The following is a 24,045-nucleotide window of genomic DNA, read 5'->3' as shown; positions in this document are numbered from 1 at the left end:
GTTGCATACAAAAAATCCGTCCTGCTTTTCAGAGGGCGGATTCTTTCTTTTACGAGCTAGGTGCTTCCTTTACCATCCACTCATAATAATGGACGTCATGCCATTCCCCAAATTTGAAGCCAACCTCTCGCAGTTTCCCGACGAGGCTAAATCCAAACTTCTCATGGAGTCTGACGCTGGCTTCGTTTCCACCCGTAATCCCGCTGATCACGGCGTGGTAGTCCAGCTCCCGTGTACGCTTCTGGATTTCGGTCATCAGAGCGGAACCAACGCTCTTTCCTCGCTGATTTTCCGCGATGTAGATGGAAAGCTCGGCCGTCTTCCCGTACGCTGGCTTTTCACGAAAAGCGGAAAGACAGCAATAGCCGATGACCTCGCCTTCATCTTCTGCGACGACTAGAGGATAACGCCCCCCGTGCTTGTGAAACCATACTTCGCGCTGCTCTAGACTCTGCTCTTCCAGGTCAAAGGTGGCGACAAGTGTGTTCACAGCTTGATTGTAGATGGCCAGCATGGCTGGTAAATCACGCAAATGTGCATCTCTTATGAGCACCATAACATTCCCTCTTTTGCGAAAAGACTTTTTCGCGTGTGATGGTCACCGCAAGGCTTCGTATACTTGCCGCAGATCCGTATAGCCAGCGTCTTGGGCCTTGAGTAAATATTTCCCCCACAAAGTACCCGCAGCTACAGCATCGCAATACGCGTGATGGCGTCGGGAGATCGGGATGTCATGTTGGGCGCAAAGGGCATCCAACGAACCGTTGCCAATCGGATTGCTCAGCAACCGGATTAAGAGCATCGTATCGAGCATGCGATGTGTCAAGGGACGACGACTGGTCTTCCACAATCCTGCCCGAAAAAATTCACGTTCATGGCGGGAGTGGTGTGCGACTAGTGGACGATCACCGACAAACCGGAAGAACCGGGACATGGCTAGCAATAAATCAGGGGCACTGGAGACCATCTCATCCGAAATCCCTGTCAGAGAGCTGACATGAGGAGGAATGGTGCGCCCGGGATTGACCAGCGTGTAAAAGGAGTCCCCTAGTAATAGTTTATCGCCTTTCATCGCCACTGCACCAATCGAAATGATCGCATCACCATGATCCGGATAGAAGCCCGTTGTCTCCAAATCGACGACGACGACTTCGAGATCCGCAAGCGGCATGTCCGCGCCCGAATCAGCCTGTTTTCGTTCTTTATTCAGCGATCGAAGAAAGGCGAGGTGGTGCTTGTCGCCGTCGTTGTGCCCGATTTTCCAATCTCCCTGGGCTCCTGCTGTATCACGATTCATGTGCCATAAACGCCCAAATAGATCCCATTTTGCCAAAGATGTTCCCTCCTACCCCTCAGAGACGGATGGGAGCTTTGCTGTCATCCGCTGCAGACGAATAGCCAATTTCATGGCCCCTCTCGCCATGACGGTGGTGTCGGCTGACAGTTCTCTTAGTTTGATGTAGCTGTTGCTGGTGTATTGTCCGTCCTCCCAGTGGAGTGGAGCGATCAGACGCAAGCCGAGTAATGGACGGAAGTGGTTTTCCACTTCATCGCAAAAGCTTTTAGACCACACGCCTTTTTCTCGCAGCAAAGATAGCCGTTCGAGCGTCGAGCTGCAAAAAATCCCATTGGATAAGGCGAAATGGCGAACACAATTGACGATGGGCAGATAGACACCGTACTTCAAATTGATGGCGCCACGAAAGCGACCGTTGACCTCTGGTAAAATCCGGCCAAACAATCCGAGAGGCACCCGATAATGCAAGGTGTTGCTCACGAGTCGGCTCATCAGAAAAGCGTTGTGGGCGAGCATGCGACGAAAATGATCCAAAACAGGTTGGAAAATAGCCGATTCGCCCCAAAGCACACGGGCGTCACTGGCGAGCAGCAAATAACGGGCATTTTCCCAGATGGGGTGAGAGGCCCAACCGTTCAGACGTTCGATCCATTGTTCGACACTGCCCCGCCATTTTTGTGAAACGCAAGTCACATTTCCTTGGCAAGGAGGATAGCCAGCTTCCTCCAGACCTTGTACGATCGTCGCCCCCAAGAGGTGAAAAAAGCTGTGAACTTTCTCTATACTGGCCACATCCAGATAATCGGGGAGCAGGTAGACGAGACCGTTGTCCTGATCGCTGATGAGTGCCTGTTCATAGCGTCCACCGCTGCCAAACTGGAGAAAGGCAAAAGGGACGGGGGGTGTTCCCACGCCCCTTTTCGCCAATTCGCCCACTGCTAAAAGTATGCTTTGCCGAATGATGCTGTCGTGTATCAGATTGACCACGATGGCAAAAGGAGCTATCTCGCCTGCGCGGTTTAATGAACGCAGAGGAGTCGTGTCCAGCAGTTCCTGACGGATGAGAGACAACTCACGAAAGGTTTCTGCTTTACTGATCCGCTCTAGTTGCTCAGGAGAGAGTGTGAGAGGCACTCGCTTTGGCGGTTGCAGTGGGTTGTACGCGTTCTGGCTGGAGAAGTTCGGGATAGCCGTATCCCCCATGTTCGCTAAGGTCAAGACCAACCACCTCTTCTTCTTCAGTTACTCGCAGACCGATCGTAGCTTTTAATACAGACAGGATGATGTAAGAAATGACGAACACGTAGACAATCGCTCCTACCAATCCAAGCGCTTGCACACCTAGCTGGTGGAAGCCGCCGCCGTAGAACAATCCAGGTCCACCGACGCCCACTTTTTCAGCGAGCTCAGGTGTTGCAAACAGACCCGTGGACAATGTTCCCCAGATCCCCGCAACGCCATGGACGGAGAAGGCGAAGATCGGATCGTCGATACCGATACGGTCAAACCAGATAGATGTATAGAATGTCAAAATACCTGACACAGCACCGATCAACACAGCTGCCCAAGGATCTACGAACGCGCAAGAAGCAGTGATAGCTACCAATGCGGCAAGAACACCATTCAGCATGCTCGGGATGTCAGCTTTGCCCATGACAATCCAGGAGATAGCCAGAGCTGCGACAGCGCCTGCAGCAGTTGCGAGGTTGGTCGTCATGGCGATGTAGCCGAAGAATCCAGAGGTACTGCCGAGTGTAGAACCTGCGTTGAAACCGAACCAGCCGATCCACAGGAAAAGCACGCCGAGAACGGAATACACTTGGTTGTGACCAGGAATTAGGTTAGAGCTGCCATCGCGGTTGTATTTACCGAGTCGAGGCTTCAAGAGAATGGTAGCTACGAGAGCAACGATTGCGCCCTGCAAGTGGACCACCGTCGATCCAGCGAAATCTTGCATACCGAGCTGGGCGAGCCAACCGCCACCCCATACCCAGTGACCCACAACAGGATAGATGAGGACCGTAAACAATACGCTGAAAATGAAATAAATAGACAGCTTGGCGCGCTCTGCAAAACCGCCCCAGGCGATGGCGAGAGATACTGCACAAAAGGCTAGCTGGAACAAAAAGAGGATAGAAATAGGAACCGTAGCTGCGGAAAAAGCGGAAAAAGAGTCCGTGGAGTTGCCGTCAAAGAAGAATCCGGATAGGCCGAGGAAGGAGTTTCCGTCCCCGAATGTCAGGCCAAAGCCTAGCGCCCAAAATGCGATTGAGCAAATACCGAAAGTGAGAACGGTCTTGCCGGCAACATGACCAGCGTTTTTCATGCGAGTCGATCCAGCCTCTAAGAGTGCAAAGCCTACTTGCATGAGGATGACCAGAATCGCGGATACCATGACCCACGTGGCATCAATGGCAGAAGAGAGTTGCGCTAGAGTCGGTTCCATTCAATCCACTCCTCTTTGTGTTAGTTTTCCTAACACTTCATTTATTTATGTCAGATTATATGACATGAAAAGTCGCGTTGCAATTCTTTTTTTGTGACTTTCAGAAATTTTAATCTCGCGTTGATATCAACATAGCTGTGGCGGGGGAGAAGCAGGTTTCCGATCTCCGCTCCGGTCTACACCCTGCAATGGAGTATAGACTGTCCACTCCACAAAGATTCACGGGGAAGCGGTAAAGTAGTAGCCGCTTCGCAGCGAACACAGAGCTACCGCTTCTTGATCCCGTGAATTCGTTGTTCCGCTAAGCGGGGTTCCGAAGTCGCTCCGCCTGGAAACCTGCTTCTCCTGCGAGCAAGTGTAGTTTCTATCAGACTATTTTTTTGCTGATATTCAAGGGAAAAAAGCGAAACACGCTTTTAAACGTCCACCTCTGAGTAGCTCCCTGAGACGGCTGCTTTGGACGCGGTTTCGTTTTTTTTCATGGAGATGGACAGGGATGCCCCCGAGTAGGTGTTCCCATGAAGCTGGAGCGTTTTCTCCTTTTTCCTCGCCTCCACTACAGTCTGATCGACCACAAATTAAAGGACACGGGTGACCTTCCCGCATTTTTCTAACAAATCATAATGAAAACACCAATCCTTCAGACTACGCGTCGAAAGATTGGTGTTTTGTGGTTACGTTACGTTTTTCCACGAGCAGTCCGACAATCGTCAAAGCTGTTAAAAACAAGCCGCTGATCAGGAAGAGCTGTTCTACTGGAAGCTTCCCGAGCCAGATCGCACCCAGACTGCTCGACAGCATGCCGAAGAAGGTAAACATCAGCATATTGATGGCGTACACTTTCCCGACATTGGAATCCGTTGCTTTTACTTGAATGGCGGTCACAGTCGGAATCCCGATAAGTGGCCCACCGACTCCGGCGAGAGCAGCTCCTAAAAAGGCAATCCAATGAAATGAGGCGCCTGCCGTCAAGAACAGAAAACCGCCCGCCTGCATCAACCAGCCGATCAGGATGACAAATAAATGACGGGTATAGTACGCACGTGACATAAAAAGACTTCCCAGCAAGTTACCAATCCCGTAAAAGCCCATCAGCATGGCGAGGGTACTGCCGTTCCCTTGCTCCATGCGTTCAGCTAGAAAAGGAAAGCCGACATTGTAGGTGACGAGCCAGACTAGATATCCCAGATTGCCGAACAACAGGATTTGAAACAAATAGCGATTCTGACGAAGCTCACTCACTCCGGTGGCGATATCCTTTTTGTACTGCTGGACAGTCAGCTTGCTTGTTGGACCATCCGTTTGACTCTTTAGCGAATGGCGAATCGCGAAGATAAAAAGAACGGAGAGAAGATAGCTGGCGGCATTCACGAAAAAGAGTGTCGAAAGTGGAACTGTTGATGCGAGTAATCCGATCGTCATCGGTGCCAAAATTCGAATGGTGCGAAAGGTTGTGTCCAGAATCCCGTTTGCACGGCTCAGTTGTTCCATCGGGATAATGCTTTTGAGAGCCACTGTCCGGGCTGGCTGAAACAAGCTAGAAAAAACGCCAAGCAAAAACTGTGCAGCTAAAAAGAAAGCAAATTGCTCGATTCCTAAAGCAGCCATGACTCCTACAGAAATGACCACCGCAATTCGCGCGACGTCGGCGCCTACCATTAGCAGGCGAGGGCTGTATCTGTCAGCGAGCACGCCTCCTATCAGATAGAACAGGAGGCCAGCGACCATCTCAGGAATAGCGAGCAAGCTGAGGGCAGCTCCTGATTTTGTCGCCTGCAGCAAATACCAGAGCAAAGCAAAGCTGTAGCACTGATCTCCGATGTTGGCTGTCATCTGTGCGAGCCATAGCTTCAGGAACGAGCTGTTTTTCCATAACGAAGCTTCCACACCTGATCTCCTTTGTCTTGTCAAATATTCAAAAAAATAATTTTTATCTAAAGATTAGCAAGGGCGACGGGGAAAGTAAAGGGATTCATACTTGTGCGAGGATGCGTGTTGGGATGCGAGATGAAAAAAAGAAGCCGGAGTTCGGCTTCTTTATGATTCGCTGGAGGAAGTTTGGTTTTGTTGATTTTGCTGTTGTTGAGATGATCCTTGGTTACTTTCTGTGTGGGTGTCGTCCGCGACGGTGCTGCTGGTCAAGCCCGTGACAGCCAAGCCTTTTTGATTCAAGTTTTTCGCGCTTTTCCATTTGGACATGTGGATCGCTCCTTCTTCAACCGTTTTGTCGGGTTCCCCTATACGATGCCAAACAATCGGGTGACCTACTCATCCACATCTTGCCCAGGATGTTAGGAACGGAAATGACAGGTATACTACAAAGACAAAGAAGCGGAGCAGGGGGGATCGGGAATGGCAGATTGTGTCATTATTGTGGAAGGAAAAACGGATAGGGAGCGGCTACTGAAAGTATTGGCGGAGCCCGTTACGATTCTGTGCACGTATGGGACCTATAGCCCTGAAAAGGGAGAGGAGCTCGTCCAACTAACCCAAGAAGCTGAGGAAGTGTATCTGTTCACGGATGAAGACTTTAGTGGGAAAAAATTACGTGCACACTTAATGGAAGATTTCCCTCAGGCGATACAGCTGCACACGCAAAAAATGTACGGGGAAGTAGCGAATACGCCGCTGCAAGTATTGGCAGACATTCTGGAGCGGGCAGGCTTCGCAGTCGATCCTCTACACCTCGAACTTGGTTGAATACAAGGGGGATAAAACACCAGCTCATCGGCTATAACATAAATAGATGGATTGGTGGGAGGTGCAAGTCGATTTGCGTAGTCTGATGAGCTTTTTCAACCGTATGAACGTCCTCGCGTGGTTGGCAGGCATTTGGATCGCTCACGCCTTGTTGTATTTGGCACTGGGGACGCCGACGTGGCTAGGGACTTCTATACTGGCTGCTGCCTTTTACGGGATCGTGATTCTAGTCGGGAAACTCGTGGCGAGCCGGTATCCTGATAAGGAAGAAAGCAAATGAAAAGCCGGCTCTCTGTAGCTGGCTTTACCTATATCTTGGTTACCACCCCACCACTGGAAGGCGAGAATGATGATCCCCAAGATCCATACATAGATGGCAAAGCCTTTCATGGAGCCCGTACTGATGATTTTCAGCATCCAGCGAATGGCGAAATAGCCGGCGATTGCCGAAAACATCGTGCCGACGATCATCGGGATCAGTAGAGAAGTCTCTAATGGCGCTTTGGCGAGCTTGGCTGTTTGCAGGACGCATGCCCCTAAGATGGCCGGCAAGGAGAGCAAGAACGAAAAACGAGCCGCATCTGCTCGATCGATCCCACGCATGAGGGAACCGGCAATGGTAAGTCCGGAACGGGAAATGGCCGGGAGGATGGCAGCTCCTTGCAGGGTGCCAATAATCAAGGCGTCCGTGTAACTGATCTGGTCAAAGGTGCGGCGTCCTCGGCGCATGGATTCCACTCCCCAGATTATGGCGCCAGTCACGAGAAACTCCCAGCCGATCGTGACGCCGGTTCGCGAGATTTCTTCAAAATAGTCCTCAAAGGCGAGACCGATGACGGCTGTCGGAATCGTGCCGACAACTAGTAGCTTCGTCAGCTTGCTAAAAGGATGTGTGAGGATGTATTGAATTTGCCGCCAAAAGACGATGACCACGGCAATGAGTGTCCCTAGATGCAACATCGTATCGAATAACAGACCTGCTTCTTGCAAGCCAAATAGCTTGCGGAACAGGACGAGGTGACCAGTACTGGAAATGGGCAAGAATTCGGTCAAGCCTTGCACGATACCTAAAAAGATATGTTCGAGTAGCAGAAGCATACGGAACAGTCACTCCTAACGTCAAGTGGATAGAGAAATGGCAGAAAATCCTTATTGTCATATGTATGTCCACTTGTACAAGACTTGCCTGTTTTACGGTGTTTCCGTATGGATGCGTGGAAAAAAGTTGTGGTATTTTCCCCTGCCGGACGGGTATATTTAGTGTGCATGATGGACGAGAGTGAGGAATTGGTCGCAATGTACAATAAGAACAAACAGGTACGGACGAATACACCGCCCAGTCAATTACAAGCGGGGATGACACTGGAAATGACGGTGGCACGTAAAACCGACATTGGTTACTTTTTACGGTCGGATAAAGACGAAGTATTTTTGCATAAGAATGAGGCGCATGGACCTTTGGATATGGACGACGAGGTCGAGGTATTCCTGTACCACGACCACGAAAACCGTCTGGCTGCCACGATGGACCTGCCCTATGTAGGGATGGGTGAGTACGGCTGGCTGGAGGTAGTGGACCTCTCGTCGCGTATGGGCGTGTTTTTGGACAACGGGATCAACAAGCATCTGCTGGTGTTCGTTGACGATTTGCCAAAGTTGAGGGATGAGTGGCCGCGACCCGGTGATCGCATGCTGGTGGCTCTGAAGCAGGACAAACTGGGCAGACTTTTGGCAAAGCCTGTGACGGAACAAGAAGTCATGCAGATTTCCGTTCTGGCAGATGAGAGCATGAAAAACAAAAATGTGGAAGCTACGGTGTACAAAGTCATTGCAGCTGGGGCGTTTTTGCTGACCGAGGATGATTACATTATGTTCATCCACCGTGACGAGATGACAGAGCGAATGAGAATCGGTCAAACAGTACGGTGCCGCGTCAGTTTCGTGCGTGAGGATGGCAGATTGAATGGCTCCATGCGGGAGCGTAAAGAACTCCAATACGGAGAAGACGCAGAGAAGCTGCTCCGCTATATGAACAATCGTGATGGCGCTATGCCGTATACCGACAAGACGGAAGCAGACATCATCCAAGAAAAATTCCAGATGAGTAAGTCCAGCTTTAAGCGTGCGCTGGGTAAGCTGATGAAGGAACGTAGAGTCGAGCAAGTAGATGGCTGGACCAAAGTCATTAAAACCGATTAGCAAAAAGAATCCCTCCTGTACGTGACTGTTCTCTCAGGGAACAACGTACGGGAGGGATTTTTGTTTACAATCACTTACTCAATGAGTGGTGGCAGGAAAGGTTAAGCGGAAGCTTGCAGCTGCTGCTTTTGCTTGCGTGCTTTGTATAGGGACAAGCCGAATACGAGACCCAACAAGATAAATCCAGCGATGTCGGTTTCGATACCTGGAATGACGGCCAAAACACCGCCAGCTATTGCCAGGATGCGTTCCAATGGATTAAGCTTTGCCATCCAGTAGCCAATCAATCCCGCACCCACCCCGATCATTCCGAGAGTAGAAGTCAACATGACCCAGATGGATTCAAAGAATGTCGTATCGATTAAGAGTAGGGCGGGTGAAACAACAAAGATGTACGGGGCCATAAAGGCGGCGATGGATAATCGGGTAGACTCGACACCGGTTCGCATCGGTTTTGACTTGGCTATGCCGGCTGCGGCAAAGGCGGCCAGAGCGACTGGTGGCGTAATGTCAGCCACGATACCAAAGTAGAACGTAAACATGTGAGCAGCAATTTCCGGCACTCCCAGTTGCACGAGTGCAGGTGCAGCGATGGTCGATGTAATGATGTAGTTCGCTGTAGTAGGTGTCCCCATCCCGAGAATGAGAGAAGCGATCATCGTAAAGAACAGTGTCAGGAACAGTTGTCCACCTGCCAGGTCGATCAAGCCGTTCGCGAGCTTCAGACCGATACCCGTCAAGGTAATGGTACCTACGATAATTCCTGCGCAGGCTGTAGCGGCAACGACACCGAGTGCCATTCTTGCACCAGAAGCGAGTGCTTCCAGAATATCAGACAAAGACATGCGTGTTTCTTTGCGGAAAGCCCCGACGACGATGGTCGAGATAATTCCGATGATAGCGGAACGCTCTGCAGAAATGTTCATCATCAGAGCCGTAATGATAATGACGATTGGCAGCAGCAGGTACATTTTTTTCAGAACTTCTTTTTTATCTGGCAGCTCTTCTTTGGTCAAGCCACGCAGGCCGAGACGCTTTGCTTCAAAGTGAGTCATGATCCAGATCCCGACAAAGAACAGGATGGCAGGCAATGCCGCTGATTTGGCAATATCCAGATAAGGAACGCCGATAAATTCGGCCATCAGGAAGGCTGCCGCTCCCATTACAGGAGGCATGATCTGTCCACCTGTGGAGGAAGAGGCTTCTACAGCTGCGGCAAACTCAGGACGGTAGCCGAGGCGTTTCATCATCGGGATGGTAAAAGCGCCAGATGTAACGACGTTGGCAACGGAGCTGCCGCTGATGGTTCCTTGGAGTGCACTGGAGAAGACCGCTACTTTGGCAGGGCCACCGATGCGACGCCCTGCAATCACCAGGGACAAGTCGTTAAAGTACTCACCGACACCGGTCTTTTCCAGAAAGGCTCCAAACAGAACGAACAAAAAGATAAAGGTGGAAGAAACGGCGAGTGGCGTACCGAGTATCCCTTCCAGTGTGTAGTAGCTATGACCAATAATCCGTTCGACGTCACTGCCCCGGTGCTCGAGGAATCCGGGCATGTACGGGCCGAGATAAGTGTAGAGCAGAAAAATGCAAGCGATCAGAGTAATCGGGATGCCCACGACGCGGCGTGCGGCTTCCAGTACCAACAGGATAGCAACGCCACCAACCACCATGTCCAGGGTGGTGTAATTTCCTGTACGTGTGACCAGGCCTTCGTAATCAAATACCCAGTACATACAGACACCGACGCCGAGCAAGGCGAGGATGATGTTAACGATCCCTACTTTGTTTTTGTCGCCCTTGCTGCTTCCGGCATATAGCAGGTAGACCAGCCCAAGACCAAATGCCAAGTGAATGGGCCTATGAATTTGCGGGGGAAGCGTGAGAAAGAGCGTGCTGGACAGCTGGTAAACGGAGAAGAGGATGAGCAGCAGGAAGGTGAACCACTTCATCGGACCGACGAATTGACGTACAGCTGATTCTTTGTCGTACTGGGCAATTAGATTGTCCATCTCTTGCTGACTCATGTTGGGTGTGTTTGTTGCGCTCATCTAGTAGCCTCCTATCTTGCTCAATATGGATCGCTTTTCTGCCTGAATGGTAATGGCAGATCCCGGTTTGTCGATGGAACTAAGCGGAATCTCACTGCCTGCGAAAAGCAAAGTATGGTTAGCCCGCACCTGTCCGATAAACAAGTGGAGGGCAGGAAAGACACGGTTCATGTGACGAATGCGGAATGCTCCGTCCGAGATGACCAGTTCTTCACCTGGGGACAGCTCGTTTTCCATGCCGATACCGTAGTCATGGAAGGACATTTCCGCCAAAATGATCTGTCCGCCCTGGATGCGGTATTGCTCTTCAATTAAGGAGCGATGAATGGAATGAGTCCAACGAATGCCAAAGGTCGTATCGTCTGCTATCTTGCTGCTCCACATGAGCTTGTGGGACAGCGTGTCTCGAATCACGAGAGAAGGAAATAAGGGGATCGTGCAAAAGCCTGTGACCGCCGCCAGTAGAAGCAGTAAGGAGAAAAGGCGGAACGCGGTCCGCCCTTTCTGTGTTCTCACAAGCATGAAATCCTATTTCACGCCTTTTTCATCAAAGTACTTTTTCGCTCCTGGATGTACAGGCAAGCTCACACCAGCCAATACGCTTTCCATCTTGATTTCTTTTGCTTTTGCATGACCGAGTTTGTCTGTGTTGTCGAAGATTGCCTTCGTCATTTTGTAAACGAGGTCTTCGCTCAAATCAGCGCGTACAACCAGCATGGACTTAACAGAAACGGTAGTCACTTCTTCTGGTACGGTTTGATACGTGTTAGCTGGAACGGTTGTTTTTACATAGAAAGGATATTTGGCAATGATCGCGTCGATCTTGTCTGCTTCGATCGGGATAATTTTTACGCCTGTTGTTGCAGCCAATTCGGTGATGGCAGCTGTTGGTGTACCAGCTGTTTGGAACGCAGCATCCAGCTGTCCGTCTTGGATTGCTTTGGCAGAGTCAGCAAAGGAGAGGCGTTGCAATTGGGTGTCTTCGAATTTCAGGCCGTACGCTTCCAGAATTTGTTGAGCGTTTACTTCGGTACCGCTACCTGGTGCGCCTACAGAAACACGTTTGCCTTTCAGGTCGGCTACGGTCTTGATGTTGCTGTCAGCGGACACTACGATTTGGATCGTTTCGTCATAGAGAGCGCCCAGTGCTTGGAATGCTTCGATTTTTCCATCTTTTTCAAACATGTTTGTACCTTTTGCTGCGTACTCAGCGATATCATTTTGCGTGAAAGCGATATCAGCTTTTTTGTCGCGCAGCAGGCGGATGTTCTCAGCGGATGCACCAGTTGCTTGAGCTGTTGCTGTGATACCAGCGTTTTTGGTGATGTGGTCAGCCATTCCGCCGCCCAGTGGATAATAAGTACCACCTGTACCGCCTGTAGCGATGACCAGCTGTGACGGATCGTTGCTGCCGCCACTGGTATTTCCTCCTGGAGCTGCGTTGCCACCGCCGCCACATGCTGTAACCAAGGACATGGTCAAGAGCAGGGTCAGCGAGAGAAGCGTACTGCGTTTTTTCATGAGAATTCCCCCTTATCTAAATGTTTACTGTATAAATATAGTGCCACTTCTGAATAAACAGACGTTTTTTCATAGCCGTAAGGACACTATCTCATGGAAGTGTAAGCGCTTAGCTATAAAAAACTACAAAAAACTATAAAAGAATATAGTAAAATAGATGTCGAATCTTGTACTATCTGAAAGTATAAAATTTCTAAGGATGATAGTATAAGCGCAACTAAGGCTTCGCCGGCGCCAAGGCTTGGCAAAGCCAAGTTTTCTAATTTGGGAAATCTGCTCCATGAGGGGTGTTGGAGGATAGCGCAATCATCGATGAGAGAGAACCTCTATATTCTTCTAGTCATGCTACTCACCGTGCCAATTGCGGGAGAATTAAAGTTTCATCCCTTTCAGGACGATTTTCGAATCAGCTTTGGGACGACAGCCTTTTTCTTTTTGCTGTTGTGGCTGCGGCCATCGTTTGTAGCGGGAGTACTGACGGGTGCGACGGTTGTGTTGTTTCGCATCATTCTGGACTGGCTGTCGCAGGACGTTGTTGATGTCGTCGTTTCGTTTCATATGCATTTGCCAGCTTTCTTTTTTTACGCCACGTTTGCCGGATTGTTTTCCCTCTTCCGTGTAAACCTGTTTCATCATTTGCCACTCTGGGTGGGCTTGCTCGGAACGGCCGCTGAAATCGGAGCCAATCTGGTCGAGCTGTCGTTTCGTTCTTCTTCGTGGGACAATGTTCTGCAATTGTCGGTTATCGGTCCCATTACAGCCATCGCACTCATCCGCAGTTTTTTTGTCCTCAGCTTTTTTAACATCATTCAGCTTCGGCAGGCAAAATGGATGGAGAAGCAACAGCGCAACCGAAATGAACGCGTTTTGATGCTAATTTCCAACTTGTACGAGGAATCTATTCATCTGAAAAAGACACTGCATCAGGTCGAGGACATCACCCGTGAATGCTACGATCTCTACCGGAAAATGAAAGAACAAGGCGCTGACGACTGGATCGATCGTTACTCCAAGCAGGCACTCTCGATCGCGGGACAAGTCCATGAAGTAAAGAAAGACAATCAGCGTATCTATGCAGGACTCTCCAAGCTGATTTCTGACCAGAATGAACGCGACTACATGCCCATGGGAGAATTGATCGCCATGATCGTACGTGCGCAGGAGAAGTACGCACGTCTGTTGGGGAAAACAATTTGGTTTGAGTCGGATGTAGCTGCTCCTTATCTGGCTTGCCATATTTACACGACCTTGTCACTCGTCAATAATTTGGTCGCAAATGCAGTAGAGGCCATTCAAGACAAAGGAACGGTATCGATCTCGGCATCTTTGTCAGAATCGCGCCAATGGATTCAATTTTCCGTTGCGGATGACGGTCCTGGAATTCAGGTGAAGGACAAAGAGCTGTTGTTCATGCCCGGATTTACCACGAAATACGATGTGTCTGGAAAGCCATCTACGGGTATCGGCCTTTGTTATGTAAAGGAAGTGATCGACAACCTGCAAGGTCACATCGAGATCTCGGAAGAAAAGCAAGAGCGCGGGACTTTGTTCATCATACGATTACCAATTGCCAGTCTCGTTCAGAAAGGGTGAAAGTATGCGTTATTTCATTACAGATGATGATCCCGCTATTCGATCCATGCTCACTCATATCATTGAAGATGCCGACTTGGGTGAAGTCTGTGGGGAGGCGGAGGACGGCTCGCAGATTGACCGTGATTTTCTGGAATGGAAACGGGCTGATATTCTCCTGATTGATCTGTTGATGCCAAATCGTGACGGGATTGAGACAGTGCGCCAATTGCAGGACTACCCTGGAAAGATCGTCATGATTTCGCAGATCGAATCCAAAGAGATGATTGCAGAGGCGTACTCTTTGGGGATCGAATACTACATCACCAAGCCTGTAAACAGGCTGGAAGTGATCAGCGTCATGCAAAAGGTACGTGAGAGGATACTCTTGCAGCAATCGATCGAAGGTATCCAGCGCTCATTGAGTGTGCTCGGAGGAAATGCGGGTCAACCGAAAAAAGAGCAGGTCTACACGGAGCGCAGCATCACCACATCCGCACGCTTTCTGCTGACGGAGCTGGGCATGATCAGTGAAACGGGGTCAAGGGATCTACTCGATATGATGGAGTATCTGCATCGCTGGGAAAAAGAAAAATCCGGAGACGGAAATTTCCCTTCCTTAAAAGAGATTTTTTTACAAGTCGCAGCAATCAAACTGGGGACCGAGGAAGCAGCCCTCGTACAAAAAGAGATAAAGGCAGCAGAGCAGCGAGTTCGTCGCGCCATCTACCAGGCTTTGACCCATCTAGCCTCCCTTGGGCTGACGGACTACAGCAATCCCAAATTCGAGACGTATGCCTCTACCTTCTTTGACTTTACCGAGGTGCGCAAACGTATGCGCGAACTGGAGTCGCAAAAAGAAACGGCCCTGTCTTCCACGAAAATCAACACAAAGAAATTCATGTTCGTTCTTTATATGGAATCCAAACGCAGGATCGGATAATACAATTGCTTTTTTGGTGCGAGACAGCAAATGTGGTAAGATATCACTATTGTTGTGTTGGGAGGGAAGCAAGTGAGCGAACTGCGTAATCCATGGCAGCTACTGTATCGAGTCTATCGCCATGTCCAACCTGTTCTGGAACGAGAGTTTGCGGCTTGGCGTGAGCGAGCGCAGACCATTCCCAATCCGGAACTGAGAAAACAGGCATTAGATAGTATGAACACGAAGAAATTTCATTGCCAGGGAGGATCGGTGTACGCCGCCCAGGTGATTCCATACGTAGAGACGATCGTGCCGCTGATTGTGGCCTATCAAACGATTAGCGATTATTTGGACAACCTGTGTGATCGCAGCACGTCTTTAGATCCGCAAGATTTTCGGCAGCTTCACGTATCCATGCAAGATGCCCTTACACCGGGAGCACCATTGCGAGACTACTATCTATATCGGGAAGAAAAGGACGACGGCGGGTATCTGATGTCACTGGTTCAGACCTGTCAGCGATATGCGGCACAATTGCCCGCTTTTACCAAGATTCAGCCTCAAGTAGTGGAGTTTTCGACCCTGTACAGCGATCTTCAAGTGTACAAGCACATTGCCCCGCATTTACGGGAAGGTGAGCTGCTGAAGTGGTGGGGGAAATATGAGGAAAAGTATGGGGAACTGTACTGGCAGGAGTTTGCGGCGGTAACAGGCTCAACGATCGGGATTTTTGCCCTGTTCTGTCTGGCGACGCAGGAGGATGTATCCGATGAGCAGATCCGTGAGGTGAGTGAGGCTTACTTCCCGTGGTTGTGCGGCTTGCACATTTTGCTTGATTATTTGATTGACCTGGAAGAAGACAGACTGGGCGGGGATCTAAACTTCGTCAGTTACTATGACTCGGAGCGGGACGCAACGGATCGTTTACAATATTTCATAAAACAAGCAAAGGCAAGCGTTAGACGCTTGCCAAATCCTTCATTTCACCGTATGATCGTGGACGGGCTCATTGCATTTTACTTGGCAGATCGAAAAGTAAACCGCAGCCAGCCACGTATTTACACCATTGCAAAACAGCTGCTAAAACAGGCGAAAGGCTTGCCATCGCTGCTGTTCTATGTGAATAGTTTGCTTGTGAGAAGGTAACGGAAAAGGGGTCAGCGCATGTTCTTGCGCTTGTACGAAAAGCCAAATCCCATCAATGAGAAGGCAACAACGATACAGCCAAGGATACCAAGGGGGCTATTTTCCCCAATGGAAATGCCAACTCCGATGAGACAGGCGGTTACGCAAAATGCCAAAGCTAATGTTACCAATTGATAACGATTCATCGGACTGTAACCTCCTATCTGTCAATGTTCCCATTATACCTTATTTTCCGCGAAAAACATCCAGGTAAAGAATTTGAAAAACCCGGTAAAATATTGTGCGAAGTGGTGGAGACCGCAGATGGAAAGCATATTACAAATTAAAAAAGGCAATCGGATGATAGAAGGCAATGTTACATACGAAGAAGGGGATCTGATCGAAGCCGTCTTTCCCTGTCAGGTAGATGTGACGGTAGGGGATCAGCTCCCTTGTTTGCTGACGATTGACTATGAATCTGTTAATAATTTTGAGGCAGTGGTCGTGGCCAAAGAAAACAATCGGCTCTTTTTGTTCCATTCGCCGACAGCGGTTGAATTCCGTGAGCAACGGCGTCGCTACCCGCGATTTGATATGGAACTGAAAGGGTGGATTCAGTATCCCTCAAAAGAGCCAGACTCGCTGTTTTCCGTATACAGTCAAATGGTCGATCTGGTCAATCTGAGCCTGGGTGGTTTGGCCTTCCGTTCAGACAAGCCGATTCCCGAGGAGCAGCCGATCCTCTTTTCGGCTGAGCTGCATGGGCGCAATCGGCCAGACGGGGTCATCAAGGCAGAGCTACAGGTCATCCACGAGCGGATCGAGGGACGTCATCATATGTTAGGCTGTACAATCAAAGGAATCAATGCGCGTCACTTCCACAATCTGCGCAAGTATATCTTGCAGCGTCAAATTGAGGAGCGCAGAAAAGTCAAAATTGAATAGACCCTTTTGAGGAATTGGTTCGCTCTGGGCCAATTTTTTAATTTTGCGCATTCAATTGGACGGCTCACTACCAGCAGACAATCCTTTTCCTGGTTCACCCGTATTCAGTTGGGGACACCGCAATCCGCAGGGCATCGCCTGGAATCCGGCAAATGGCTTATTGTACAGCTCGGAGCACGGTCCATCTGCGCATGATGAGATCAACCGAATCCAAAATGGAGTCAACTACGGCTGGCCAGTCATTCAGGGAGACCAGAAAAAAGAGGGGATGGCCACTCCGATTATCCACAGTGGAGATACGACATGGGCACCATCAGGCATGACCTTCGTGACGAAGGGTCCATGGGCAGGTCAACTGCTCGTCGCCAACCTGCGAGGGATGCAAGTGCAAAAGATCACTCTGGACCCGGAGCGTCCGGATACGGTGGTGAAAGCGACATCTTTCTGGCAAGGGGAAAATGGCCGTCTGCGTGATGTGTTCGAAGCCAAGGACGGCTCCCTCTACTTATTAACAAACAACCGGGATGGCCGTGGCACCCCCCGAGATGACGATGACAAAATTATCCGGCTTGTTCCGAGACAACCGTAACTTCTGTCTTCCGCTTTCCCCAAATGAGGCGCTGGAGTAGAAGTGCACTTAAACCAATCGCAGCAATCCCTGCGCCGACTCGTAAAAAGGCGAGACTGGGTCCCCAGACCGTCATGAGCCAGCCACCCATGAGGGGCGCAATGATAAACGTCGTGCTGGTCAGGGAGTCGATAATTCCCCGGACTCGCCCGAGTGCTTCACGCGGTGTTTCCTTTTGGACGAGGTAGTTAGTGCCGACTGTCGTGAGTCCAGTCCCGACACCTGCGAACAAGGCAGCAACCAACATCCAATAACGGTTGCTGTCTGGCTGGTATAAAGCGATCCACGAAAAGCAAATCCCGATCAAAAAGACTCCGCCTCCCAAAATCCAGCCGTACGAGCGCAGCTCTTTTTGACGATGCAGCCATGTCACAGTAAGCAAGGCTCCCAAGCCGACAGCGCTGACCACATATCCGACCATCTCAGGGTGAAGCGGTACTTTTTCTCGGAAGATGACGGGCAACTGCGCATCGGCTAGCTGGATCGCCATCATGGCAAAGAGAGAAAAAATCGTGCTGAACAACAGGATGCGGTTTTGCAAAAAGATGCCCCAGCCTTCTCGCCAGGCTAGATGAAGCGGGATGGATTTTTCGCGAGTGTGAACGCGGGAAGAGGTAGTGTTTTTTTCGACATTTCGGATCGAGAGGAGCAGCACGGCAGACAAAAGAAAGCTACAGGCATTGACGATCAGACAGATGGCAGGGGCAAAAAACGCAGCGACCGTCCCGCCGATCAATGGTCCGATCAGTTTCCCCATTTGAAAGACCGCGCCGTTTAAAGAAGTCGCCTGCAACAGCTGATGCTCAGGTACAATCTGGCGCGTCAACGTTTGCTGCGCAGGATCGTTGAACACAGAAGCACAGGAGCGCAAGGCTATGACAATCAAGAACGATACTGGATCAGGCATCGCCAGTAGTAAGAGGGTAGATGCAGCCTGAAAGACGTCCATGAGAATCATCATTCTGACTTTGTTCACGCGATCGGCGAGCACCCCCGCAAACTGTCCTAGAATAATACCCGGTGCAGCATAGGCAATCGGCAAGAACGCCATCATCATCGGATCCGCTTTCCAGACAAATGCAAGCAGGATCGACACGGCAATAAAATCAAACCAGTCCCCCAACGTCGACAATCCATAAGAAAAGAACAATATGCGAAACGTCTTATTTTCTCGTAACAAGATAATCCCTCCATCGAACGATTCCCTTTGATACTAAGCGGGAATTGTCAGAGGAATATCAGACGGTTCAGGAAATGATGGAAAGGATCGATTTTTTAAGCTCTTCAAACTTGAATTCGCTGGTCAGCTCTGTCCACACCTTTTTATACTTTCTCAGCCATTCATCATCGCATTCGAAGGTCTGCAAAAAAAACTGTAAGGAGTGCACGGCATAGATCAGATGAGGCATAAATTTGGTTGCGCGAATGATTTCGATCCCCTCATCGACCAATTGACGAGCTTTCGTTCGTTCCCCTCTTAGGTACATACATATTCCGCGAGAAAGGGTAAAGCTGCCCAACTCACGCTGCATAGGAACCATTTGCAGCTTCTCCGCAGAGCGGCGAATGATCTCTTCTGCCTCATCCAAGCGATTGGACAGGAGGGCAAGCATCGTTTGCTCCGCGTTCAGAAATAGGGTAAAGCTCTCCGAATTCATACCATCCACGATTTGTGTCGCTTTCACCAGTTGTTGCTCAGCTTCTGCTAGTAAGCCGGCCATCGCATACAAGCCCACGGCGGCTATTTGCAGTTCATCGCGAAAAGAGGTGGGCATTTGATCTTGGTGTGACTCCACATGTTTAAAGACACGCACCGTTTTTCGCGGGTCAGTCTCAGCCATGTAGTAGATGTGAAATAGATAAAACAGCTTTTCTGGCAATGGAAAGGAGGTTGTCTCTATAAACCAGACGAAATCGCCGCGTATGAAGTGCAGGTACATGTCGTAAAAAGGATCCATCGAAAATCCGAGGACTTCTTGATGAGTGGAGAGCGTCTGCATGGCTGCCCCCATTCCCATGCCATGATACGTCTCCATCAAATTACGTATGGAATCAGAAAAGTCGCGGTTGAGAGCAGAAGGCTTGGGCGGTTGATGCTGCTTCCACGAGAGGCGGTAGCCGACTCCCCGTACCGTGTCGATGGTAAAGAGATGCGACCACTTTTGCAGCTTGCGGCGCAGACGGTAGATGTGGTCGTCGACGGTCCGATCAGTCGGGTCTTCTAACGGCCATACCCGATCGAGCAGATCTTCCCGGCTGAATGTCCGGTTTTTCCACGTGAATAGATATTGAAACAAGGCGTATTCCTTGGGCAAAAGCGAAACGGTTTCGTCAGCGTGATGAACCTGGAACAGCTCATCCGACCATGAAATCATTCCCATCTAAATGACTCCTCGTGTAAGCCGTATTTTTTCATTTTGTTGTACAGCGTTCCGCGTGAGATTCCGAGCAATTCAGCGGCAGCTTTTTTGTTACCGTAAGTTCGAGCCAATGCCGCGACAATTCGTTCCCGTTCGGCTCCACTGGGTGCAGGAGGATACATCGCATGCGGTGCTGGGCGAGACAGAACAGGCGGCTGATACGCACTGACAGACTCCATCGCTTGATGCGAGCGAATAGCAGACGGGAGATGCTCTGGCAAGATGACGCCATTTTCCTGCAGGATGGACAAGCGCTCAATAACATTGCGGAGCTGACGGATGTTACCAGGCCAGCTGTAATCGAATAAAGATTGCATAACCTCAGACGCGATGCGCGGAACAGGCTGTTCGTGGACGACCGAGTATTCCTGAATGAAAATCTGCACCAATTCGGGTAGGTCTTCACGCCGCTCACGCAAAGGCGGAATTTCGAGGGAGAAGACATTGAGCCGGTAATACAGGTCTTCACGGAACCGTCCATCTGCTACCATTTGCTCCAGATGGCGATTGGTTGCCGCGACGATGCGAGTATTCACGGTAATGGGCTCCGTCCCTCCTACGCGATAAAACTGCCGTTCCTGCAGTGCGCGGAGAAGCTTGACCTGTAATTCCAGCGGCAGCTCACCGATTTCATCGAGAAACAGCGTGCCTCCGTGGGCCAATTCCAGCTTGCCTGGCTTTCCTTTTTTTTCAGCGCCGGTAAAAGCCCCTCCTTGATAGCCAAACAGCTCGCTTTCAAATAAGGCAGCAGGGATGGCTCCACAGTTGATAGCGATAAACGGTTTTTCCCGACGTCGACTCGCTTGGTGGATGGCTTTGGCAAATAGCTCCTTGCCAACTCCGCTCTCTCCATAGATCAGAACGGTAGCGTCTGTCTGAGCCACTTTTTGTGCGGATGAGATGGCAGCGTGGATCGAGGCGGAATGCCCTTTGATCGAATAGAAAGGATCATCAGCCGCATGAAATCGGCTCATCTCCTGCTGCAGCGTGTGCAGATGTGCTGTCGTGTGAGCGAGCTCTTCGTTCAGTCGGACGAGCTCGGTAATGTCCTGTTCGATGGAGATGGCACCGATGATGTCACCCTCGAGGCGGATCGGGGCAGCATTGATCAGCACGTGACTATCTGGGCGGGGAATGTGGTATACGCGTTGCACGGAAGTTCCTTGCCGCAACGCATCCAACAGACGAATCGACTCGCTGGCAAAATGCTCATCCAGAGAAGTGCCGATCACTTGCACACGGTCAATTTCATAAATATTCTCCGCAGCACGATTCCAGTATTGCACGACATTTCGGGAATCCACGATTGTAGTGGCTTCACTCATCGTGTCCATCAAGGTTCGCAACAACACAGACTGATTCTGAATCAAGCTGAGATAGTAGGCGAGCAACTGACTGGGAGTAATGATGCCAGTGGGTGTATCGTTTTCATCGACAGTGACAAGTGCGGGCAAAGAGGATTCACTCAACGCAGAACGAAGCTCTTTGGTGACTGCTTCTAATGAGTCCGTTTCCTTGACCACCAATACGTGGACGTTGTGCTCTCCATTCTGCCATACACCTTCTTTTTCGCCCGTGCGTATTCTGATGTCATCAGGATTGACGGGAGCGGCCAAGGAGAAGACAACACTATCCAGTGAGAATAATGGTTTCAAATCATCACTTCCTATCCAAACTAACAAGAAAACCACTTTCTTGTCGTGCACGAAACTTCATCTAATCAAAAGTGTACAAGAATAGACACAGCTTGTACATATGTGTTGAAATAACTTGTGCGATCCCTGATCAGACAACGAGCCCTTTTTAATGAAAATACAAAGCATCTTGAAGTGATTAGGTTTGGCATGATTCATGCTAATAAAAAGGATGCAGAGTACGTTGAGGAGGAGACAGTCAACGATGGAACAAGCTATGAAGGACTTTTTTCTATTTTTATCTAAAAACCAAACGCTGAACGCAGCTGCTAAGAAATGGGGTCTTCGGTTCGGTGCGAACCGCTTCGTATCGGGTGAGACCATTGCGGAAGCCATCAAGGCAGTCCGTGACTTGAATCAAAAAGGTCTCGTTTGCACACTCGATCACTTGGGCGAATTCGTCTTTAGTGTGGAAGAGGCAAATGAATCGGCTGATTACTGCATTAAAACCATTGAAGCGATCCATCAGTCTGGTGTAGACTGCAACCTGTCGCTGAAAATGACTTCACTAGGTCTCGACATCAGCCGCGAGCTGTGCATGAGCAACATGCGCCGTATCTTGGATGCCGCTCGGAAAAATGGCAACATCTTCGTACGAATCGACATGGAGGACTACGCGCACAATCATGTCACCATGGAGATCTTGAACGAGCTGTTGGAAGATTACACCAACGTAGGTACCGTGATTCAAGCATACCTGTACAAGGCAGCTGATGACATCGATAGCCTCAAAGATAAAAAGGTTAACTTCCGCTTGGTAAAAGGCGCTTACAAGGAATCTCCCGAAGTTGCTTACCCGAACAAGCCAGATGTGGATGAAAACTACAAAAAAATCATCAAGCAGCATTTGCTCAACGGTGGTTATGCTGCAGTCGCCACACATGACGATGCGATCATTGAGTACGTGAAAAAGCTGGTGAAAGAACACGACATCCCGCGGACTCAATTTGAGTTCCAAATGCTGTACGGGATCCGCACTCAGTCCCAGATCGAATTGGCACGTGAAGGCTACAAGATGCGTGTCTACGTACCATACGGCAACGACTGGTATGGCTACTTCATGCGTCGTCTGGCTGAGAGCCCGGCAAACGTGAAATTCGTCCTCAAAGGGATGTTTACCAAGTAAAAGAGCAAGATCGCGAAATGACAAATGGCACCTCCGGATGAGTTCCGGGGGTGTTTTGTGTTATTATGGTGGAAAATCTAGGAAGGTGCGATGGTTTTGTACGAGACTGCCATTTCCTTACGACCCCCTTACTCCTTTGAACGGCTGTTACGCCGGCTGGAGACACATCCGGATCCGCAACTGCTGGTGGATGTGCAGGGCCAGACGCTTCGCCGTGTATTTCGAGTCGCTGCACGCCCTGTATTGGTCAGCCTTCAGTTTGCAGGCTCTATGGAAGAGCCATTCATTCGTTTGCACACGGAGTCGACGCTCACTTCTGCAGAGCAACAGCTTTTGGAGAAAACGGTCCGGCATATGTTTAGTGCCGATCTTGACCTGACCCCCATCTACATACATATGCGTGAGCAGCAACCGCTGGCGATTCTGACCGAGCGATTTCGCGGTCTGCGCCCTTTTTTAGATTCGGATTTGTTTCAATGCATGGTAAAGACGATCATCGGTCAACAAATCAATTTGGTGTTTGCTGCTTCGCTTACTCAGCGCTTGCTGGAATTGGCGGGTGATACGTTGGAAGATGAAGAAGGTCGCAAATTTTTGGCATTCCCGACGGAGGAGGCTGTCTCCAGACTAGAGCCCTCTGATTTGCGTCCTCTGCAATTCAGCCAGCGAAAAGCAGAATACATCATCGACTACGCTCGCGCCATTGTAAACGGAACGATTGATCTGGACCGGGTTTGGCACATGGAGGATGAAGAAATTATTTCTTACTTAACGTCGTTGAGAGGGATTGGCAGATGGACCGTGGAGTGCCTGATGATGTTCGGGATGGGCCGACCTGACCTGCTGCCTGCTGCGGACATTGGCCTGCGAAACGGCATTCACATGGTGTACGGTTTGGCGGAAAAGCCAGATGAAAAAGAAATCCGCCGCATCGGTGAAGATTGGGCGCCTTGGCGAAGTGTATGCTCGCTGTACATTTGGGAAGCCGTCGGAGCTGTCAGACGGAAAGAGACCTGGGAGTAGCTATGGGAGCGTCAAATCGGCCATCGAGCACGTGAGGGACCAAGACACGACCGGTCTGACAGTTCAGCGTGATCAGCTGGAAAAAGTTCGGGAAATGGTTTCTTATTTTGAAAGCAATCATGCGGGTACATACGAGCTTCATGTCAAGGATCGGGGCAAGAGCATTGACAATCGCCCGCAAGTTACTGCACAATGGGAATCCATCATATATGAGCGGGATAACAGGGTACGCGCTGTTTCAGATGCTACCCTGCTCTTTATTCTGGAGAGAGTCTCATGGCGAGAATGGAATATCATCGAAGTAGAAATACTAAGTCCGATACAGGAAAAATGATGAAATACGATCTTTTGTTCCAATAAATTAGAAAAA

Annotated in this window: 24 protein-coding genes; 10 read left to right on the top strand and 14 right to left on the bottom strand. The window is 49.9% G+C overall.

What is annotated here, in order from left to right; translation table 11 throughout:
• Positions 1-49: 49 nt before the first annotated feature.
• The 6 genes from AN963_RS26730 to AN963_RS31650 form a co-directional block, all read right to left on the bottom strand.
• On the bottom strand, positions 50-556 hold the full coding sequence (locus AN963_RS26730; RefSeq protein ID WP_055747531.1) for a GNAT family N-acetyltransferase: 507 nt from the start codon (positions 554-556) through the stop codon (positions 50-52).
• Between the two features lie 42 nt (positions 557-598).
• Positions 599-1,333: an exonuclease domain-containing protein gene (locus AN963_RS26725; protein ID WP_055747530.1), complete on the bottom strand. Its 735-nt coding sequence runs from the start codon at positions 1,331-1,333 to the stop codon at positions 599-601.
• 12 nt (positions 1,334-1,345) lie between these two features.
• Positions 1,346-2,515, bottom strand: a complete 1,170-nt coding sequence (locus AN963_RS26720) for a DUF294 nucleotidyltransferase-like domain-containing protein (RefSeq protein ID WP_236708099.1) — start codon at positions 2,513-2,515, stop codon at positions 1,346-1,348.
• Complete coding sequence (locus AN963_RS26715; protein ID WP_055747529.1) at positions 2,409-3,743, bottom strand: ammonium transporter; 1,335 nt, start codon at positions 3,741-3,743, stop codon at positions 2,409-2,411. The genes AN963_RS26720 and AN963_RS26715 overlap by 107 nt, the downstream gene beginning before the upstream one ends.
• Positions 3,744-4,388: 645 nt before the next feature.
• On the bottom strand, positions 4,389-5,630 hold the full coding sequence (locus AN963_RS26710; protein WP_055747528.1) for an MFS transporter: 1,242 nt from the start codon (positions 5,628-5,630) through the stop codon (positions 4,389-4,391).
• A gap of 150 nt (positions 5,631-5,780) precedes the next feature.
• Positions 5,781-5,942 (bottom strand): hypothetical protein, encoded by a 162-nt coding sequence (locus AN963_RS31650; protein ID WP_169791947.1) that lies wholly within the window; start codon positions 5,940-5,942, stop codon positions 5,781-5,783.
• 153 nt (positions 5,943-6,095) lie between these two features.
• Here AN963_RS31650 and AN963_RS26705 point away from each other — a divergent pair, with 153 nt between their 5' ends.
• Positions 6,096-6,443 (top strand): toprim domain-containing protein, encoded by a 348-nt coding sequence (locus tag AN963_RS26705; RefSeq protein WP_055747527.1) that lies wholly within the window; start codon positions 6,096-6,098, stop codon positions 6,441-6,443.
• Positions 6,444-6,653: 210 nt separating this feature from the next.
• On the opposite strand, the gene AN963_RS26700 is transcribed toward AN963_RS26705, so the two are convergent.
• Entirely contained in the window at positions 6,654-7,541 is an 888-nt protein-coding gene (locus tag AN963_RS26700; RefSeq protein WP_083497069.1) for an undecaprenyl-diphosphate phosphatase, read from the bottom strand.
• Positions 7,542-7,739: 198 nt separating this feature from the next.
• On the opposite strand from AN963_RS26700, the gene AN963_RS26695 reads away from it, so the two are divergent.
• A complete protein-coding gene (locus tag AN963_RS26695; protein WP_055747894.1) occupies positions 7,740-8,642 on the top strand; it encodes a CvfB family protein in 903 nt (300 codons plus the stop codon).
• 101 nt (positions 8,643-8,743) lie between these two features.
• On the opposite strand, the gene AN963_RS26690 is transcribed toward AN963_RS26695, so the two are convergent.
• The 3 genes from AN963_RS26690 to AN963_RS26680 are packed head-to-tail and all read right to left on the bottom strand — an operon-like array spanning position 8,744 to position 12,217.
• Positions 8,744-10,696 (bottom strand): TRAP transporter permease, encoded by a 1,953-nt coding sequence (locus AN963_RS26690; RefSeq protein ID WP_055747526.1) that lies wholly within the window; start codon positions 10,694-10,696, stop codon positions 8,744-8,746.
• A complete protein-coding gene (locus tag AN963_RS26685) occupies positions 10,697-11,218 on the bottom strand; it encodes a DUF1850 domain-containing protein (RefSeq protein ID WP_055747525.1) in 522 nt (173 codons plus the stop codon). It abuts the gene before it with no gap.
• 6 nt (positions 11,219-11,224) lie between these two features.
• Positions 11,225-12,217, bottom strand: coding sequence for a TAXI family TRAP transporter solute-binding subunit (locus AN963_RS26680; protein WP_055747524.1), 993 nt, complete (start codon positions 12,215-12,217; stop codon positions 11,225-11,227).
• Positions 12,218-12,529: 312 nt separating this feature from the next.
• On the opposite strand from AN963_RS26680, the gene AN963_RS26675 reads away from it, so the two are divergent.
• The 3 genes from AN963_RS26675 (at position 12,530) to AN963_RS26665 (ending at position 15,860) form a co-directional block, all read left to right on the top strand.
• Entirely contained in the window at positions 12,530-13,810 is a 1,281-nt protein-coding gene (locus AN963_RS26675; protein WP_055747523.1) for a sensor histidine kinase, read from the top strand.
• A 4-nt stretch (positions 13,811-13,814) separates the two neighbouring features.
• Complete coding sequence (locus tag AN963_RS26670) at positions 13,815-14,732, top strand: response regulator (RefSeq protein WP_055747522.1); 918 nt, start codon at positions 13,815-13,817, stop codon at positions 14,730-14,732.
• 72 nt (positions 14,733-14,804) lie between these two features.
• On the top strand, positions 14,805-15,860 hold the full coding sequence (locus AN963_RS26665) for a tetraprenyl-beta-curcumene synthase family protein (RefSeq protein WP_055747521.1): 1,056 nt from the start codon (positions 14,805-14,807) through the stop codon (positions 15,858-15,860).
• A gap of 11 nt (positions 15,861-15,871) precedes the next feature.
• On the opposite strand, the gene AN963_RS31275 is transcribed toward AN963_RS26665, so the two are convergent.
• On the bottom strand, positions 15,872-16,045 hold the full coding sequence (locus tag AN963_RS31275; RefSeq protein WP_161827308.1) for a DUF5325 family protein: 174 nt from the start codon (positions 16,043-16,045) through the stop codon (positions 15,872-15,874).
• Between the two features lie 118 nt (positions 16,046-16,163).
• Between AN963_RS31275 and AN963_RS26660 the strand changes: the two genes are divergently transcribed.
• On the top strand, positions 16,164-16,784 hold the full coding sequence (locus AN963_RS26660; RefSeq protein WP_055747520.1) for a PilZ domain-containing protein: 621 nt from the start codon (positions 16,164-16,166) through the stop codon (positions 16,782-16,784).
• Between the two features lie 43 nt (positions 16,785-16,827).
• Positions 16,828-17,373: a PQQ-dependent sugar dehydrogenase gene (locus AN963_RS26655; protein WP_330218858.1), complete on the top strand. Its 546-nt coding sequence runs from the start codon at positions 16,828-16,830 to the stop codon at positions 17,371-17,373.
• Here the strand turns inward: AN963_RS26655 and AN963_RS26650 are convergent.
• From AN963_RS26650 to AN963_RS26640, 3 genes are all read right to left on the bottom strand, one after another.
• On the bottom strand, positions 17,345-18,592 hold the full coding sequence (locus AN963_RS26650; RefSeq protein WP_055747519.1) for an MFS transporter: 1,248 nt from the start codon (positions 18,590-18,592) through the stop codon (positions 17,345-17,347). The two genes, AN963_RS26655 and AN963_RS26650, sit on opposite strands and share 29 nt — an antisense overlap.
• A 67-nt stretch (positions 18,593-18,659) precedes the next feature.
• Positions 18,660-19,793 carry a winged helix-turn-helix domain-containing protein gene (locus AN963_RS26645; RefSeq protein WP_055747518.1) on the bottom strand — a complete coding sequence of 378 codons (1,134 nt, stop codon included), beginning with the start codon at positions 19,791-19,793 and terminating at the stop codon, positions 18,660-18,662.
• Positions 19,784-21,487 carry a sigma-54 interaction domain-containing protein gene (locus AN963_RS26640; RefSeq protein ID WP_055747517.1) on the bottom strand — a complete coding sequence of 568 codons (1,704 nt, stop codon included), beginning with the start codon at positions 21,485-21,487 and terminating at the stop codon, positions 19,784-19,786. Before AN963_RS26640 ends, AN963_RS26645 begins: the two co-directional genes overlap by 10 nt.
• Before the next feature lie 244 nt (positions 21,488-21,731).
• Here AN963_RS26640 and AN963_RS26635 point away from each other — a divergent pair, with 244 nt between their 5' ends.
• The 3 genes from AN963_RS26635 to AN963_RS26625 all read left to right on the top strand — a co-directional run bounded on the left by AN963_RS26635 (position 21,732) and on the right by AN963_RS26625 (position 24,009).
• On the top strand, positions 21,732-22,652 hold the full coding sequence (locus tag AN963_RS26635) for a proline dehydrogenase family protein (RefSeq protein WP_055747516.1): 921 nt from the start codon (positions 21,732-21,734) through the stop codon (positions 22,650-22,652).
• A gap of 90 nt (positions 22,653-22,742) precedes the next feature.
• The gene (locus AN963_RS26630) at positions 22,743-23,675 is read left to right on the top strand and encodes a DNA-3-methyladenine glycosylase family protein (RefSeq protein WP_055747515.1); all 933 of its coding nucleotides are present in this window, start codon (positions 22,743-22,745) and stop codon (positions 23,673-23,675) included.
• On the top strand, positions 23,563-24,009 hold the full coding sequence (locus AN963_RS26625; RefSeq protein WP_152985729.1) for a hypothetical protein: 447 nt from the start codon (positions 23,563-23,565) through the stop codon (positions 24,007-24,009). The genes AN963_RS26630 and AN963_RS26625 overlap by 113 nt, the downstream gene beginning before the upstream one ends.
• Positions 24,010-24,045: the final 36 nt, after the last annotated feature.

Source organism: Brevibacillus choshinensis (assembly GCF_001420695.1).
GTDB classification, from domain to species: Bacteria; Bacillota; Bacilli; order Brevibacillales; family Brevibacillaceae; genus Brevibacillus; species Brevibacillus choshinensis.
This window is presented reverse-complemented; position numbering and strand designations above follow the sequence as displayed.

Bases quoted from the DNA above. Each gene is read 5' to 3' on its own strand.
- AN963_RS26660 (WP_055747520.1), top strand. From the start codon at position 16,164: ATGGAAAGCATATTACAAATTAAAAAAGGCAATCGGATGATAGAAGGC.
- AN963_RS26695 (WP_055747894.1), top strand. From the start codon at position 7,740: ATGTACAATAAGAACAAACAGGTACGGACGAATACACCGCCCAGTCAA.
- AN963_RS31650 (WP_169791947.1), bottom strand. From the start codon at position 5,942: ATGTCCAAATGGAAAAGCGCGAAAAACTTGAATCAAAAAGGCTTGGCT.
- AN963_RS26645 (WP_055747518.1), bottom strand. From the start codon at position 19,793: ATGGGAATGATTTCATGGTCGGATGAGCTGTTCCAGGTTCATCACGCT.
- AN963_RS26730 (WP_055747531.1), bottom strand. From the start codon at position 556: ATGGTGCTCATAAGAGATGCACATTTGCGTGATTTACCAGCCATGCTG.
- AN963_RS26675 (WP_055747523.1), top strand. From the start codon at position 12,530: ATGAGAGAGAACCTCTATATTCTTCTAGTCATGCTACTCACCGTGCCA.
- AN963_RS31275 (WP_161827308.1), bottom strand. From the start codon at position 16,045: ATGAATCGTTATCAATTGGTAACATTAGCTTTGGCATTTTGCGTAACC.
- AN963_RS26630 (WP_055747515.1), top strand. From the start codon at position 22,743: ATGGTTTTGTACGAGACTGCCATTTCCTTACGACCCCCTTACTCCTTT.
- AN963_RS26685 (WP_055747525.1), bottom strand. From the start codon at position 11,218: ATGCTTGTGAGAACACAGAAAGGGCGGACCGCGTTCCGCCTTTTCTCC.
- AN963_RS26690 (WP_055747526.1), bottom strand. From the start codon at position 10,696: ATGAGCGCAACAAACACACCCAACATGAGTCAGCAAGAGATGGACAAT.
- AN963_RS26700 (WP_083497069.1), bottom strand. From the start codon at position 7,541: ATGCTTCTGCTACTCGAACATATCTTTTTAGGTATCGTGCAAGGCTTG.
- AN963_RS26635 (WP_055747516.1), top strand. From the start codon at position 21,732: ATGGAACAAGCTATGAAGGACTTTTTTCTATTTTTATCTAAAAACCAA.
- AN963_RS26670 (WP_055747522.1), top strand. From the start codon at position 13,815: ATGCGTTATTTCATTACAGATGATGATCCCGCTATTCGATCCATGCTC.
- AN963_RS26625 (WP_152985729.1), top strand. From the start codon at position 23,563: ATGAAAAAGAAATCCGCCGCATCGGTGAAGATTGGGCGCCTTGGCGAA.
- AN963_RS26715 (WP_055747529.1), bottom strand. From the start codon at position 3,743: ATGGAACCGACTCTAGCGCAACTCTCTTCTGCCATTGATGCCACGTGG.
- AN963_RS26680 (WP_055747524.1), bottom strand. From the start codon at position 12,217: ATGAAAAAACGCAGTACGCTTCTCTCGCTGACCCTGCTCTTGACCATG.
- AN963_RS26705 (WP_055747527.1), top strand. From the start codon at position 6,096: ATGGCAGATTGTGTCATTATTGTGGAAGGAAAAACGGATAGGGAGCGG.